Below are 15,187 nucleotides of genomic sequence, written 5' to 3'. Positions count from 1 at the left end.
AAAGCACGCGATGGACGACCTGAAATCGATCATTGGAAAAGTGGCGACCGGCGCCAGCCTGTCGCGTGACGAAGCGGCTTCCGCCTTCGACGCCATGATGTCGGGCGAAGCCACGCCCTCGCAGATGGGCGGCCTGCTGATGGCGCTGCGGGTGCGCGGCGAGACCGTGGACGAGATCACCGGCGCAGTCGCGGCGATGCGCTCCAAGATGCTGACCGTGACTGCACCGCCCGACGCCATCGACATCGTCGGCACCGGCGGCGACGGCTCCGGCTCGGTCAACGTCTCGACCTGCGCCTCCTTCATCGTCTCGGGCGCCGGCGTGCCGGTGGCCAAGCACGGCAACCGCGCTCTGTCCTCGCGCTCCGGCGCTGCCGATGTGCTGACTTCGCTCGGGGTGAGGATCGACCTCAGGCCGGAGCAGGTCGGGCGCTGCGTGCGCGAATGCGGCATCGGCTTCATGTTCGCCCCTGCCCATCATCCCGCCATGAAGAATGTCGGCCCGACCCGGGTCGAGCTCGCCACCCGCACGATCTTCAATTTGCTCGGCCCGTTGTCCAATCCGGCCGGCGTGAAGCGGCAGATGGTCGGCGTGTTCTCGCGGCAGTGGGTGCAACCGCTGGCGCAGGTGCTCAAGAACCTCGGCTCTGAATCCGCCTGGGTGGTGCACGGCTCCGACGGCCTCGACGAAATCACCCTCACCGGCCCGACTTTCGTGTCCTCGCTCCACAATGGCGAGATCAGGAATTTCGAGGTGACGCCGGAGGAAGCGGGGCTGCCGCGCTGCGAGCCCGGTGCGCTCAAGGGAGGAGATGCCGACGCCAATGCGATTGCGCTGCAAAGCGTGCTCAACGGCAAGCCGAGCGCTTACCGCGACGTGGCGCTGATGAACGCTGCCGCCGCGCTGATCGTGGCCGGGCGGGCCAAGGACCTCAAGGAGGGCGTCGCGATTGGCGCAAAATCGCTCGATAGCGGCGCGGCCAATGCACGGCTGAAGCATCTGATCGCGGTCTCCAACGGCTGAGCCTGACATGTCGGACATCCTGACCAAGATCGAGACGTACAAGCGCGAAGAGATCGCGGCTGCCAAGCGCGCGCAGCCGTTCTCCGTTGTCGAAGCAAGGGCCAAGGCGCAGGCCGCACCGCGCGGCTTCCTGTGCGCCATCAAGGCCAAGCATGCCGGCGGCGACTTCGCGCTGATCGCCGAGGTCAAGAAGGCCTCGCCGTCGAAGGGGCTGATCCGCGCCGATTTCGATCCGCCAGAGCTTGCCAAGGCCTATGAGGCCGGCGGCGCCGCCTGCCTCTCGGTGCTGACGGACACGCCGTCGTTCCAGGGCCATCTCGACTTCATGGTGGCCGCGCGCGCGGCGACGTCGCTGCCGGTGCTGCGCAAGGACTTCATGTTCGACGTCTATCAGGTGGTCGAAGCCCGCGCGCATGGCGCCGACTGCATCCTGATCATCATGGCCGCGCTCGACGACGCCACCGCCAGGGACCTGGAAGACACGGCTATCGCCCATGGCATGGATGTGCTGATCGAGATCCACGACCGCGCCGAGCTCGACCGCGCGCTCAAGCTTCGCTCGCCGATGATCGGCGTCAACAATCGGAACCTGCGCACCTTCGAGACCACGCTCGCGACCAGCGAAGCATTGGCGCCGCTGATCCCCGGGGACCGGCTGATGGTCGGCGAGAGCGGCATCTTCACGCCTGCCGACCTCGCCCGGCTCGAGCGCGTCGGCATGTCGACCTTCCTGGTCGGCGAGAGCCTGATGCGGCAGACCGATGTGACCGCCGCCACGCGTACGCTGCTCGCGCGCGAGACGACGGGCCGCGCGACCGGTACGCGCTGACATGGCGCGCAAGCCGGCCAAGACAAGGCCCACCAAGACCAAAGCTGCCAAGACCAAGGCCGGCCCTGCCCTCACCCATATCGGCGCCTCCGGCGAGGCGCGGATGGTGGACGTCTCGGACAAGCCCGCGACCGAACGGCTTGCGGTCGCGGAAGGCCGCGTCCTCATGACCACGGCGACGCTTGATCTCATTGTCTCGGGCAACGCCAAGAAGGGCGACGTGCTCGGCACCGCGCGCATCGCCGGCATCATGGCCGCCAAGCGCACCTCGGAGCTGATCCCACTCTGCCATCCGCTCGCGCTGTCGAAGGTCACGGTCGATATCGAGCCCGACGCAAAGCTGCCGGGCTGCCTCGTCCGTGCCAGCGTGAAGGTGACGGGCCCGACCGGCGTCGAGATGGAGGCGCTCACGGCCGTGTCCGTCGCCTGCCTCACCATCTACGACATGATCAAGGCGGTCGAGCGCGGCGTGCGCATCGAGGGCATCCATCTCGTCGAGAAGCTCGGCGGCAAGTCCGGCCATTACCGCGCCTGAGCGCGTGGTTCTCACTTCAGCGACGTGCTGATCGAGCTGAATTTGGTGTTGAGCTTGCTGCCCATGCCGTTCACGACGGTGATGATCGCAAGCGCGATGCCGGCTGCAATCAGGCCGTATTCGATCGCGGTCGCGCCGCGCTCGTCGGCGAGGAAGTTCTTCAACGTGTTTTTCATCGTCATGTCCTCACTGTCTCGTTGGCATGCGTGTTCGCAAATTACGTGCCAATGCCGCCTTGAGGAGCGTCAGCATGTTAGATGGTTAAGCCTTGGTTGATCGGCGCATGACCGGCAGGAATTGATCGGCATCGCAGGAACCTTGCGGCAATTTCTGCACGTCCAGCCTCGTATCGATTGCTTTTGCGTGTGGACGTTCATGTCGCATTAACCGCGCTTCCTAACTTCGCCTCCACACCGTTCCCGTAAACCGACGGATGTTTTGAGGATCAGGAATTGATCCTGGCGTGTGTGCGGCAACGATCCACATGATGACGAAATACGGCAGTCGCCTCTTTGACCAGGCCTTCGTGCGCAGCGGACCGATCCGCTGGCTGGTCGTGGGCGGCACGCTGCTGATCGCCGCTATCGCCGTCGGCGCGGTCCTGATGGCGCAGAACTTCCGCGAGCGCGCGCTGCGCAACTCCGGCCGCGAGCTCGAAAACACCGTGCTGATGCTCGCTCATCATTTCGATCAGCAATTGCAGGATTTCGCGGTCATCCAGAAGGATTTCGTCGACCACGTCCACGCGATCGGCATTGCCAGCGCGGAAGACTATCGCAAGCGCCTTTCCGGCCAGGACATCCACCGTCTGCTGCGCTCGAAGATCGAGGCGCTTCCCTACATGGGCGGCGTCAACGTCATCGATGCCGAAGGCAATCTGATCAACTCGTCGATGGCGTGGCCGGCTCCGAAGGTCAACGTCGCCGATCGCGCCTATTTCCGCACCTTCCGATACGCCCCCAATGCGCCCGACGTCCTGATCGAGCCGGTGCATAGCCGCATTTCGGGCGCATGGACCATCCTGATCGTCCGCAAGATCGTCGGCCCGAACGGCGAGTTCATGGGCGTGGTCGGACGCGGCATCGAGCCGGCCAATTTCGAGAAGTTCTTCGAGTCCGTCGTGCTCGGCGAGGGCGCGACCATCTCGATGCTGCATCGTGACGGCACGCTGCTCGCCCGCTACCCGCATTCCGGCGAATTGATGGGGCGGAACTTCAGGAATGGCCCGTTCGCGCAACAGAGAGTCTTCAGCCTCGACCATTTTACCGGACGCTTCATCAGCCCCGTCGATGGCGAGGACCGCATGATCTCCTCGCATGCCCTGCCCCACTTCCCGATCCTGATGATGGCCACCGCGACGCGCGCGGCGGCCCTGACGGATTGGCGCGAGCAGATCGGCATCCTGATCTCGGTCGCCGCCGCTTCCGCGCTCGCCATCGCCGGCGTGCTGATCGCGATCGTGCGCAAGCTTCTGGAGCAGCACCGCCGCTCGCGGGAACGGCTGATGCTGGAAAAGCAGCGCCTCGACCGCGCCGTCAACAACATGACCCAGGGCCTGCTACTGTTCGACGCCGAGCAGCGTCTCGTGGTGTGCAACCAACGCTATATCGAGATGTACGGCCTATCACCCGAGGTGGTGAAGCCCGGCTCCAGCTTCCACGACATCATCGCCCACCGCAGGGCGACCGGCTCGTTCACCGGCGACGTCGACAACTATGTCGCGCGCGTGCTGGGGGACGTCCACGCGCGCAGCTCCATGGTGGTCGACACCGCCGACGGGCGCTCGATCCACATCCTCAACGAACCGCTCGCGGACGGCGGCTGGGTGGCGACGCACGAGGACATCACCGAGCGCCGGCGCATCGAGGAGCGCATCACCCACCTCGCCCATTACGACGCGCTGACCGACCTGCCCAACCGCGCCATGTTCCACGAGCATCTGCGGCAGGAGCTGGCCGCCATCGCCGACGGCGAAGAGATCGCGGTGCATTACATCGACATCGACGAGTTCAAGGGCGTCAACGACGCGCTCGGCCACCTCGTTGGCGACGAGCTCCTGAAATCGGTCGCAACGAGCCTCAGCCGCTGCGCGGGCCCGGCGGATTTCGTGGCGCGGCTCGGCGGCGACGAATTTGCCATCGTGCAGAGCGCAGTGACGTCGCCGGACCAGGTCAACGATCTCGTCGCCCGGGTTTTCGAGTCCATCCGCGCACCCTTCGACTGCATGGGCCACCACCTCACCACCGACGCCAGCATCGGCATCGCGCTGGCGCCGGGGCACGGGACCGCGCTGGACCAGCTCCTGAAGAATGCGGACATGGCGATGTACGCCGCCAAATCCGCCGGACGCCGCACCTATCGCTTCTTCGAGCCGGAGATGGACGCCAAGGTCCGCGAGCGGCGGCAGCTCGAGATCGACCTGCGCCACGCCATCGCCGATGACGGCCTCGAGGTCTATTACCAGCCCTGCCTCGGCCTGAAGGACGATCGCATCACCGGCTGCGAGGCACTGGTGCGCTGGCGCCACCCAGAGCGCGGCATGGTCTCGCCGGCCGAGTTCATCCCGATCGCGGAGGATACCGGCCTGATCAACGAGATCGGCGAATGGGTGCTGGCGACCGCCTGCCGCGACGCGGCCACATGGCCCGACGACATCCGTCTCGCCGTCAACGTCTCGCCGGTGCAGTTCAAGAGCGGCACGCTGGCGCTGAAGATCATGGCGGCGCTCGCCGCCTCCAACCTGCCGGCGAGCCGGCTCGAGCTCGAGATCACCGAGGCGGTGCTGATCCGCGACGACGACACCGCGCTGGCGATCCTGCACCAGCTCCGTGCCATCGGCGTGCACATCGCGCTCGACGATTTCGGCACCGGCTACTCCTCGCTGAGCTACCTCCACCGCTTCCCCTTCGACAAGATCAAGATCGACCGCTGCTTCGTCAACGATATCGCCGGCCCCGACGGCTCCGCCAGCATCGTCCAGGCCGTCGTCAACCTTGCGGCCGCCCGCCGCATGACCACCACCGCCGAGGGCGTCGAGACCGAGGAGCAGCGGCGCCTGCTCCGCACGCTCGGCTGCTCCGAGATGCAGGGCTATCTGTTCAGCGCCGCTAAGCCGGCCGACAAGGTGCTGGAGCTGTTCGCGCTCCATCGCAGCCGCCTCGCCCAGCGCGACGGCAACGAGAGCCGCCGCCGCGAGGCGGGTTAGTCCTCCGCCTTCACCTCAATCGAAAGGCAGCAACGAGCTGACGCGAGGTCCCAAAATGAAATCGCCCGGGAGCGGTCATCCACTCCCGGGCGATATCTTGGCGTCGCGACGTTCAGTTCGGCACCGCAGCCTTCGGCGCGGGCTTCGCGGCGACCGCATTCGCGGTGACGCCGTGCAGGAAGTCGTAGGCCGCATGCAGGGCCTTGTCGTCCTTCTCTTCCGGCGGGACGTAGGACTGCGATCCGGTCTGCTCGGTGCCGTCGGAGGCCGACAGATGGCCGCGCATCTGGGACTCCGCCATGGTATCCATCCGGCCCTTCAGCTCGGGCGGCACGTCCTGGAGGATCTCGATATCGGGCGCAATGCCCTGGGCCTGGATCGAGCGGCCCGACGGCGTGTAGTAGCGCGCCGTGGTCAGCGCCAGCGCGCCATTACCGGCGCCGAGCGGAATGATGGTCTGCACCGAGCCCTTGCCGAACGAGCGCGTGCCGATGATCGTGGCCCGCTTGTGGTCATGCAGTGCGCCGGCCACAATCTCGGAGGCCGAAGCCGAGCCGCCGTTGACCAGGATCACCAGCGGCTTGCCCTTGGTGAGATCGCCGCCGTGCGCGGTGAAGCGCTGGGTTTCCTCCGGATTGCGGCCGCGGGTCGAGACCACCTCGCCGCGCTGAAGGAACGCGCTCGACACCGACACGGCCTGGTCGAGCAAGCCGCCCGGATTGTTGCGCAGGTCCATCACATAGCCCGCGAGCTTCTCCTGCGGGATCTCCCTGGAGATTGCCGCGATCGCCTTCTTCAGGCCGTCGGTGGTCTGCTCGTTGAACGAGGTGACGCGGATATAGCCGATGTCGCCGTTCTCGACGTGGAAGCGGACGGGCCGCACATGGATGATCTCGCGCGTGATCGCAATGTCGAGCGGCGCGTCGGCGCCCTTGCGCACGATGGTGAGCTTGGTCTTGGTGTCGACCGGGCCCTTCATCTTGTTGACGGCCTGCTCGAGCGTCATGCCCTGCACGGCATCGCCATCGATCTTGCTGATGAGGTCGCCGGACATGATGCCGGCCTTGGACGCCGGCGTGTCGTCGATCGGCGAGACAACCTTGACCAGCCCCTCCTCCATCGTGACCTCGATGCCGAGCCCGCCGAACTCGCCGGAGGTGGTCTCCTGCATCTCGGTCCAGGCCTTGTCGTTCATGTAGCGCGAATGCGGATCGAGCGAGGTCACCATGCCGGTGATCGCGCCTTCGATCAGCTTGGCATTGTCGGGCTTCTCGACATAGCTCGCCTTCACGCGCTCGAAGACTTCGCCGAACAAGTTGAGCTGGGAATAGGCATCATCCGCACTCGCTGCCGCCCGTGCCGCCCACACGCCGCCGTGCGGACTGGCTACCAGAAGAGTCAAACACGCTCCGGTGAGCGCGCCCAGGGGGAACAGCATGGATTTCCGCATGGATAGGCTGGCCTTTTTGCTTTGGCGGTTCTCTTGGGGCTTGGGAGGCGCCATGCAGATGGCGATCCAGCTCGCTTCTCACAATACCATTCTGGTTTCTTCAAGGCCGGGCGGCCACGCCGGCGCCTAGACCGTAAAAATCCCTTCGCCCGGACCTAAACTTTTGGCAACGTTCCGAAACCGTTTCGCGCAATGCCGCAACCGGTCGACCGACCCACGCCTCGCAGCTATGCGATTTTAGGATGGTTTTGGAGACCCGGACGGGTTAGGCGATGAAACAAGGCTTCAAATTCTCGGGAGGATAATAATGAACGAAGCACCCCGCATCCGGCCGGAAAGGAACGTCGAACTCGGCGCCAGCAGCGAGCCGTTCCAGAATCTGCACGAATTCATCAGGAAGGCGCGCGCCAACCTCAACCAGAATGCCTGGGACTATATCGTCGGCGCCGCCGAGACCGAGACCACGATGCGCCGCAACCGGATGGCGCTGGACGAGATCGCCTTCCGCCCGCGCGTGCTGCGCGACGTGCGCAAGGTCGATGGCTCCGTCGAGCAGTTCGGCCGCAGGATGCGCCTGCCGGTGGTGCTCGCGCCGGTCGGCGCGCTCGAGATCTTCGACCCGGATGGCGCCGCGAGCGTCGCCCGTGCCGCCGGCACCTTCGGTGCGGCGCACATGCTGAGCTCGGTGTCCGAGCCCGGCCTGGAGAAGACCGCCGAGGCCGCTCCCGATGCGCTACGCCTGTTCCAGCTCTATGTGCGCGGCGACGACGCCTACGTCGCCGATGTCGTCAGCCGGGCCGAGAAGCACGGCTACGCCGCCTTCTGCCTGACCGTCGACACCGCCCATTACAGCCGTCGCGAACGTGACATCGCCAAGCGCTACGTTCGCGAGAGCCGCCTGCGCGCCACCGGCGGCGAATTCCAGAAGGGCCTGGAGTGGCGGACCGTGAAGATGATCAAGGACAAGTTCAAGATTCCGCTGATCCTCAAGGGTATCGCCACCGCCGAGGACGCGCTGATCGCGATCGATCACGGCGTCGAATGGATCTATGTCTCCAACCATGGCGGCCGCCAGCTCGATCACGGCCGCGGCGCCATGCATGTGCTGCCTGAAATCGTCGAGGCCGTGAAGGGCCGCGCCAAGATCATGGTCGATGGCGGCTTCGGCCGCGGCACCGACATCGTCAAGGCGATCGCGGCGGGCGCGGACCTCGTCGGCATCGGCCGGTTGCAATGCTGGGCGCTGGCGGCGGCCGGCGAAGCCGGCGTGACGCGGATGCTGGAGCTTCTGGAGGACGAGGTGCTGCGCTGCCTCGGCCTGTTGGGCGCCACCTCGTTCGCCGAGGTCAACAAGTCCTGCCTGCATCAGGCAACTGCAACGAATGCGCCGAGCGTGTTCAGCGCGTTCCCGCTGTTCGACCACGAACCTTACCGATACTGATCTGAAAGGATGCAATGACCTCGCTCTCTCCCGGCAGCGCGGATGCGCTTTTGTTCGATCTCGGGCGCGTCGTGCTCGACATCGATTTCTCCAAGGCGATCGCCTGCTGGGCGGGGCATGCCGGCTGCAAGCCGGAGGCGATCGTTGCCCGCTATGTGCGCGACAGCGAGGCCTATCGGCTGCACGAGGTGGGCAAGATCAGCGACGAGGACTATTTCGCCTCGCTGCGCGCCTCGCTCGGGATAGGCATCTCGGATGCGCAATTCCTCGAGGGCTGGAACGCGATCTTCGCGGGCGAGATGCCTGATATCGCGGAGCTGTTGCCGCGCGCGGCGAAGCGGATGCCGCTCTACGCCTTCTCCAACACCAACCGGCCGCATGTCGACCATTTCTCAAAGGAATATGCCGGCCTGCTCGGCCATTTCCGCGAGCTTTACCTGTCGTCCAGCATCGGCCTGCGCAAGCCGGACGCGGCGGCTTTCGATCATGTCGTGGCGGCCATCGGCGTGCCCGCCAGGCGGATCGTGTTCTTCGACGACCTCGCCGAAAACGTCGAGGGCGCGCGGGCGCGCGGATTGACGGCGGTGCATGTGACCTCGCCCCGCGATGTCGGCGATGCGCTCAAAGCGCTGGGAATCTGATCGAGGCGCATCGGCCGGCGGGTGAAACCGGGGAGTTCCCCGGAACCGATCTGGCCCGAGATCAGGAACCAAATCGCTTTGTACATTTTTATACAGAGTTCCGGGAACGGAATGCCCGCTTCCGGACTCTTGAGTCCGTTGGGACTTCTACGGACGGACGCATCATCGTGTTGGGCAAGAGCTACCTCACCAAACAAGCCTCTCTTCTGCTCGAATTCGCCAGAACAACGTCGGATTCTGACCTCTCCGCCAAGCTGATCAGCAAGGCCGCCGACCTGAAATCCCAGGCCGATCCGCTACCCGACAAGGATCAAGGCCCCAAAGCTCCCGACGTGGCGCCGGCCGCCCGTCCGGACCAGCAAACCGGTCGTTGACCGATGCTGGCCGTGGCTCTCGTCATTGTCGTCTTTGCCATGGCCACACTCGTACCGGTCTTTCTGATCGTCCGGACTATGCCGCGCCGCACTTGGCGCTCTCCATAGAAGGGCGGCCGACGACAGGATGAATTATCCCGCTTCGTCGCTGTTTTGCCTCTGCGCCCGCACTCGGATAGAACGTTCCGCGTTCATTCGCCCGAACGTGCCCAGCAGGAGTCTTCCCCGTGGCCTTGATGCCGGTTTCTGACGCGCTCGCCGCGGTGCTGGCCGGCGTGAAGCCGCTGCCTGAAGAGATGATTCCACTCGACGAAGCCTACCACCACGTGCTCGCGCGCGACGTCGCGGCGCGGCGTACCCAGCCGCCGGAGGCGATGTCGGCGATGGATGGTTACGCCGTGCGCGCGGCTGATGCGGCCAAGGTCGACGCACAGCTCACCGTGATCGGCGAGGTCGCGGCGGGCCGGCCGTTCGCGGGAGTAGTCGGCGCCGGCGAAGCGGTGCGAATCTTCACCGGCGGCGTCGTTCCCGCTGGCGCGGACGCCGTCGTGATCCAGGAGGACACGGTCGCCGAGGGCAAGCGCATCACGATCAAGGAAGCCGCCATCGCCGGTCGGCACATCCGCCCCGCCGGCGTCGACTTCCGCGAGGGCGACGTGCTCCTGCGCATGGGAACCCGGCTCACCGAGCGCGACCTCGCACTCGCCGCCGGGATGAATCACCCGCACCTCCCCGTCCGCCGCCGTCCGAAGGTCGCGATCCTCGCCACCGGCGACGAGCTGGTGATGCCGGGCACCACCCCGGGTCCCGGCCAGATCGTCTATTCCAACGGCTACGCCCTGCACGCGCTCGCCCGCCAGGAGGGCGCAGATACCATCGACCTCGGTATTGCCGCTGATACGCTGGAGGCCACCACCGCCGGCATCCGCCGGGCCCGCGAGAGCGGGGCCGATATCCTGATTACGACCGGCGGCGCCTCGGTCGGCGACCACGATCTGGTCCAGCAGGCGCTGAGGGACGAAGGCATCGCGATGGCGTTCTGGAAGATCGCGATGCGGCCGGGCAAGCCGATGATGCACGGCCGGTTAGGAGCGATGGGCGTGATCGGCCTGCCCGGCAATCCCGTGTCGTCCTATGTGTGCGCCTTCCTGTTCATGGTGCCGCTGATTCGCGCTCTGTCGGGCCGCGCGGTGATTCATCATCATCGCGAGCGCGCCGTGCTCGGCCGCGACGTCGGTGCCAATGACCAGCGCGAAGATTATCTGCGCGCACGCCTGGAGCGGCGCGACGACGGCACGCTTGTCGCACTTCCCGTCAGTCATCAGGATTCCTCACTGCTTGCGAATCTCGCTGCGGCACAGGCACTTCTCGTGCGCGCGCCGTTCGCTCCCAAGGCCGAGGCCGGCACGCCATGCGAGGTGCTGCGACTGCCCGCCTGAACCCGCAGGTCATGCGCGTTCCGCGAACTTTGTCGCGTTCACGGTAAATTAAGCAGTTGCGGAACACATATCGAACATATAGTGTCCGTTCATGATTTGTTTCGAGCATCTAGCGGCTCGCCGCTGAATTCACCGTCTCGGAATCGAACGACATCAACCGGGGGATTTGGTCGAGATGTTAACGCGCAAACAATACGAGCTTCTGCGATTCATCAGTGAGCGTCTGAAGGAAAGCGGCGTGCCGCCCTCCTTCGACGAGATGAAGGACGCGCTCGACCTGCGCTCGAAGTCAGGCATCCATCGCCTGATCACCGCACTGGAGGAGCGCGGCTTCATCCGGCGTCTGCCCAACCGGGCCCGCGCGATCGAGGTGATCAAGCTGCCCGAGCTCCAGGCCGCCGCCGGCAACCGGCGTGGCTTCACGCCGAGCGTCATCGAGGGCAATCTCGGCAAGGTGCGAGCGAGCTCCAGCGCGTCCGCGGACGAGGGCGAGCGCCCCGTCGCGGTGCCGGTGATGGGCCGCATCGCGGCCGGCACGCCGATCGAAGCGCTGCAGACCCGCAGCCACACCATCAGCGTACCGCCCGACATGCTCGGGGCGGGCGAACACTACGCGCTCGAAGTGCGCGGCGACTCGATGGTCGAAGCCGGCATCCTCGACGGCGACATGGCGCTGATCCAGCGCAACGAGAGCGCCGATACCGGGGACATCGTGGTGGCGCTGATCGACGACGAGGAAGCGACGCTGAAGCGCTTCCGCCGCCGCGGTGCCTCGATCGCGCTCGAGCCCGCCAATGCGGCCTATGAGGTCCGCATCCTGCCGCCCAACCGGGTGAAGATTCAGGGCAAGCTGATCGGCCTGTACCGCAAGTACTGAGCGCGCTCCGCCGGTTGGCGCCCCGCGCGTTGACGATTGGAGCGGACGATTGTCCGCTCCGGCTGGATAGTCTTTCTGGTTTTGCACAGATTATCCGGCCCCTCTCCGGCGGTACATCCTCGGCCACGCCGCACGAAGCCATCATCGCTTCGCGGCGCTGGAGATCGAGGAGACCATCATGCGCAAGATCGTTTTGAGCGCCGTCACGATGGCGCTGATCGCAGCATCGGCGTCGCAAGCCTTCGCCGCACAGTCACACCACGTCCGCAAGGCAGCGCAGACGACGACGAGCGAGCAATTGCGCAATGCCCGCAACGCCGTCGCGCAGCCGTCGCAACCCGCCTGGCACTATCCGGGCTGGTCGGCACCTGCTGGTCGCTGATGGAGACGCACGCCAAATGCACAGGAGCGGACTTTGTTCCTCATGCATTTGAAAAAGATATTGTGATGGCAGCCTGCGGACCCAAGCCGCAGATTTGCCTACAACCGAGAAGACGCTAACATGCTTCCACTCTGATAGGGGCTAGTGCCTCCGAAGGAGGCGCGGGTCGCTATCCCTGAATGAGGAGCACCCGATGTGTGACTACAGCCTGCATGCCGTCGCGACGCGTCCCGCAGAAGTCGGCGAGACGATCGTCACGACCACTTTCCGAGGCACCTCGACGCGCGGCTTCGCCTCTGAAGCCGACATGTCCGTCGCGGTCTGCCTGCTGCCCGGGACGGAGCTCGCCTTCGCCGACAACGTCCGCTACGACAATCGCTGGATCTGGACGCGCACCATCAACTCCCGCGTCGGCAAGTTCGGCAAGATCGATCCGCACATTCCCGATCGCCATCACGACGCGATCGAATTCCCCGACGGCAAATATGTACTGGTGACGCAGCTCGTCGAGGGCCAGCGCGCGACCGTGCTGCAGTTGCCAGTGACCCAGCCCGTCGGCGAGCGCGAGCACAAGCCGCAGGTCATCGCCGATGGTCGGCCGACCATCACCCGCCTGCCGATCGGCTGAGGCAGCTCCCCCGGCTCACGGGTCGGGGCCAGGATCGAAATCGCCATCGCCGGCCGTGGCCGGCGACGTGGTGCGGTTTGCGTCCCGAGAATCCAATCCGCCCAGATCCCCCCGCGCCTCCCCGTCGCACGAAGTTTGCGCGGCCCTGCCTGAATTTTGAACGTCCGCTCCGCGGCCAGATCGCCGATGCTGTCATTGGCTTGAGGCGGCGGACATGGTCGATGAAAACCTTCATTCGCGTCGTTGAACTCTGGGTGCCGGACCGGACGCGCATGCGGCTGGAATTCGGCGGCGGCCTCTATGGCGAAGGGCTGTCCGCGTTCAAGGCCGTGAGCGAGAACTTGCGCTTCGGATACGACGAGGGCCTTCCCGGCAAGGCCTGGGCCAGCGGCCATCCCGTGATCCTCACCAAATTCGCCAACTCCTATTTCAAGCGGACCGATCAGGCGCTCGCGGCCGGCCTCACCTGCGGCGTAGCGGTGCCGGTGTTCTCAGGCGAATTCTTGCAGGCCGTCATGGTGCTGTTCTGCGGCGACGACGAGGCGCATGTCGGCGCGATCGAGCTCTGGCACAATGATCCCGATATCTCCCACGAGATGGGGCTCGTCGACGGCTACTATGGCACCGCCGACATGTTCGAATTCAACTCCCGCCACACCAGGTTTCCCCGCGGCTTTGGCCTGCCCGGACGCACCTGGAAAGCGGGCCTGCCCCTGATCATCAAGGACCTGCACAACGCCAGGAGTTTTCTGCGCTGGGAAGACGCAGCCGAAGTCGGCATCAATCTCGGCGTCGGCGTGCCCTATCGGACCGGCATCGACCAGACCTGGGTGCTGACATTTCTCTCCGCGCAGGCGACGCCCATTGCGCGACGCTTCGAGATCTGGGTGCCGAACGAGGCCCGTTCGGCACTGGTCTTTCGCGCCGCCGATTGCAGCGCGCAGACCGACCTTGCCGCGCTCTACGCGGACAAATCCATCGCCAGGGGCAACGGCAGCATCGGCGGAGCCTGGGCCACCGGCATGCCCGCACTCAACGACGATCTCGCGCATGACGCCTCAGCCGCGGCCGCAGAGGCCCGCGCGTCTGGACTGAGCCAGATGGTGGCCCTGCCGGTGATCGGGGCCGCCGGGCTCGACGCCGTGCTGGCCTGGTACCTGTAGCCCGTCCGATCAATCCTCAGCCTGCATGTCCGCCTCGGATGGTGTCGCGTCCCGGGTGCGGGGAGCCGGCGCCTGCGGCGCGAGGCTCGCGCCGAAATCGCCCTCGCCGGCGGTCGCCGGCGACCACGGACGGTCGGTGCCTCTCGCCTTCACCGCCTGAACCGCAAAGCCGTCGCCGCGCCGTGTCAGCGCGAGCGCGCCTTGCGCGGCGAGACGCTGCCGGTCGACCACCATCGCCACACAATCCGGTGGCGCCGGCCGCGGCGTCACCACCAGCGCGGCGCGGCTGCAATCGTCCGCCAGCGCGTCGATGCGCATGGCCAGCGCGACCAGGCGCCCGTCGGCGAGCGGCGTCACGCAGCCGGCCTCGTCGCACGACACGCCGGCGGCGAGCGAGGGACTGGCGGCATCGCGCGGATCGGCGTCGGCAGCGAGCCACTCCTTCAGCGAAAAGCCGTCCTTGCTGGCCCGGATCATTTGCAGGCGCCCGTCCCTGCCCCGCACCGCGACGCTCTGGCCGTCCCCGGCGATCAGGATATCCGGCTGCCGCCCCGACAGTCCCCAGAGGATCGCCACCAGCAGCACCAGCGCGCCGGACCAGCGCAAGGGCGTGCGCAGCAGGCCCATTGCGATGATCCCCAGGCTGGCCGCGATCAGCGGGGCAATGCCGAAAGCCGGGATGCGGCCGACCGCACCCGGCAGCGCGGCCACCCAGCGCGAGACCGCGACCATCCAGTCGATGCCGATCCCCATCAGCCACCAGAACACGGCGTCGAGCCCGAACGGCGCCGCGAGCAATCCGAGCAGTCCCGCAGGCATCACCAGTGCAGAGACCACCGGCATCGCGCCGAGATTGGCGAGCACGCCGTAGGGCGTGACGCGATGGAAATGGAAGGCGGCATAGATGCGGTAATGGGCCCGGCTCCGAGCAAGGGGTGATGATGGTGGCTGTCCCCCGATAGATGATGAAACGGGGTCACGACTTGAGTCGGCCCCAAGCATCTGGAGACGGAGGACAGCCGTGGAGAACTATGCCGGAATTGACGTGTCATTGGAACTGTCGAGCGTATGCGTTGTGGATGCCCAAGGTAAAATCCTGAAGGAAGCGAAGGTCACGAGCGAACCCAACGCCTTGGTTGAATTTTTCGAGACGCTTGGCTTTGCAGTGAAGCGGATCGGGCTGGAGGCTGGGCCGCTGT

Annotated in this window: 15 protein-coding genes and 2 pseudogenes; 14 read left to right on the top strand and 3 right to left on the bottom strand. The window is 65.9% G+C overall.

Going from position 1 to position 15,187, the window contains the following annotated elements; genetic code table 11:
• The first annotated feature begins 10 nt into the window (after nt 1–10).
• Genes trpD through moaC form a run of 3 tightly spaced genes read left to right on the top strand, consistent with a single transcriptional unit; the run spans nt 11 to nt 2,388 of the window.
• Nucleotides 11–1,024, top strand: a complete 1,014-nt coding sequence (gene trpD / locus E4K65_RS17410; RefSeq protein ID WP_135175223.1) for an anthranilate phosphoribosyltransferase — start codon at nt 11–13, stop codon at nt 1,022–1,024.
• Nucleotides 1,025–1,031: 7 nt separating this feature from the next.
• Nucleotides 1,032–1,853, top strand: coding sequence for an indole-3-glycerol phosphate synthase TrpC (gene trpC, locus E4K65_RS17405; protein ID WP_135175222.1), 822 nt, complete (start codon nt 1,032–1,034; stop codon nt 1,851–1,853).
• A gap of 1 nt (nt 1,854) precedes the next feature.
• The gene (gene moaC, locus E4K65_RS17400) at nt 1,855–2,388 is read left to right on the top strand and encodes a cyclic pyranopterin monophosphate synthase MoaC (RefSeq protein ID WP_135175221.1); all 534 of its coding nucleotides are present in this window, start codon (nt 1,855–1,857) and stop codon (nt 2,386–2,388) included.
• A gap of 11 nt (nt 2,389–2,399) precedes the next feature.
• Here moaC and E4K65_RS17395 read toward each other — a convergent pair whose 3' ends face one another.
• Nucleotides 2,400–2,564, bottom strand: a complete 165-nt coding sequence (locus E4K65_RS17395; RefSeq protein ID WP_135175220.1) for a Flp family type IVb pilin — start codon at nt 2,562–2,564, stop codon at nt 2,400–2,402.
• A gap of 308 nt (nt 2,565–2,872) precedes the next feature.
• Between E4K65_RS17395 and E4K65_RS17390 the strand changes: the two genes are divergently transcribed.
• Nucleotides 2,873–5,593, top strand: coding sequence for a bifunctional diguanylate cyclase/phosphodiesterase (locus tag E4K65_RS17390; protein WP_167770924.1), 2,721 nt, complete (start codon nt 2,873–2,875; stop codon nt 5,591–5,593).
• A gap of 112 nt (nt 5,594–5,705) precedes the next feature.
• Here the strand turns inward: E4K65_RS17390 and E4K65_RS17385 are convergent, their stop codons facing one another.
• Entirely contained in the window at nt 5,706–7,043 is a 1,338-nt protein-coding gene (locus E4K65_RS17385) for a S41 family peptidase (protein ID WP_135175218.1), read from the bottom strand.
• Between E4K65_RS17385 and E4K65_RS47280 the strand changes: the two genes are divergently transcribed.
• From E4K65_RS47280 to E4K65_RS17345, 9 genes are all read left to right on the top strand, one after another.
• Entirely contained in the window at nt 7,030–7,173 is a 144-nt protein-coding gene (locus E4K65_RS47280; protein WP_167770884.1) for a hypothetical protein, read from the top strand. The two genes, E4K65_RS17385 and E4K65_RS47280, sit on opposite strands and share 14 nt — an antisense overlap.
• Nucleotides 7,174–7,350: 177 nt before the next feature.
• Complete coding sequence (locus E4K65_RS17380; RefSeq protein WP_135175217.1) at nt 7,351–8,484, top strand: alpha-hydroxy acid oxidase; 1,134 nt, start codon at nt 7,351–7,353, stop codon at nt 8,482–8,484.
• A gap of 14 nt (nt 8,485–8,498) precedes the next feature.
• A complete protein-coding gene (locus E4K65_RS17375; protein WP_027545814.1) occupies nt 8,499–9,125 on the top strand; it encodes an HAD family hydrolase in 627 nt (208 codons plus the stop codon).
• A gap of 167 nt (nt 9,126–9,292) precedes the next feature.
• Nucleotides 9,293–9,499, top strand: coding sequence for a hypothetical protein (locus E4K65_RS17370; RefSeq protein ID WP_135175216.1), 207 nt, complete (start codon nt 9,293–9,295; stop codon nt 9,497–9,499).
• 227 nt (nt 9,500–9,726) lie between these two features.
• Nucleotides 9,727–10,938, top strand: a complete 1,212-nt coding sequence (locus E4K65_RS17365; protein WP_135175215.1) for a molybdopterin molybdotransferase MoeA — start codon at nt 9,727–9,729, stop codon at nt 10,936–10,938.
• 175 nt (nt 10,939–11,113) lie between these two features.
• On the top strand, nt 11,114–11,815 hold the full coding sequence (lexA, locus tag E4K65_RS17360; protein ID WP_135175214.1) for a transcriptional repressor LexA: 702 nt from the start codon (nt 11,114–11,116) through the stop codon (nt 11,813–11,815).
• 178 nt (nt 11,816–11,993) lie between these two features.
• Complete coding sequence (locus E4K65_RS47275) at nt 11,994–12,197, top strand: hypothetical protein (RefSeq protein ID WP_167770887.1); 204 nt, start codon at nt 11,994–11,996, stop codon at nt 12,195–12,197.
• A 193-nt stretch (nt 12,198–12,390) separates the two neighbouring features.
• A complete protein-coding gene (locus tag E4K65_RS47270) occupies nt 12,391–12,825 on the top strand; it encodes a hypothetical protein (protein ID WP_167770886.1) in 435 nt (144 codons plus the stop codon).
• A 221-nt stretch (nt 12,826–13,046) separates the two neighbouring features.
• Nucleotides 13,047–13,988, top strand: a complete 942-nt coding sequence (locus tag E4K65_RS17345; RefSeq protein ID WP_135175213.1) for a GAF domain-containing protein — start codon at nt 13,047–13,049, stop codon at nt 13,986–13,988.
• Between the two features lie 9 nt (nt 13,989–13,997).
• Here E4K65_RS17345 and E4K65_RS17340 read toward each other — a convergent pair.
• Nucleotides 13,998–14,891: pseudogene (locus E4K65_RS17340) on the bottom strand (ComEC/Rec2 family competence protein); the annotation flags it as partial.
• A 118-nt stretch (nt 14,892–15,009) separates the two neighbouring features.
• Here E4K65_RS17340 and E4K65_RS48730 point away from each other — a divergent pair.
• Nucleotides 15,010–15,187: pseudogene (locus E4K65_RS48730) on the top strand (IS110 family transposase); the annotation flags it as partial.

Origin of the sequence: Bradyrhizobium niftali (assembly GCF_004571025.1) — a bacterium.
Taxonomy (GTDB): Bacteria; Pseudomonadota; Alphaproteobacteria; order Rhizobiales; family Xanthobacteraceae; genus Bradyrhizobium; species Bradyrhizobium niftali.
Note: the sequence above shows the minus strand (reverse complement) of the source record. Positions and strands in the feature narration are given on the sequence as shown.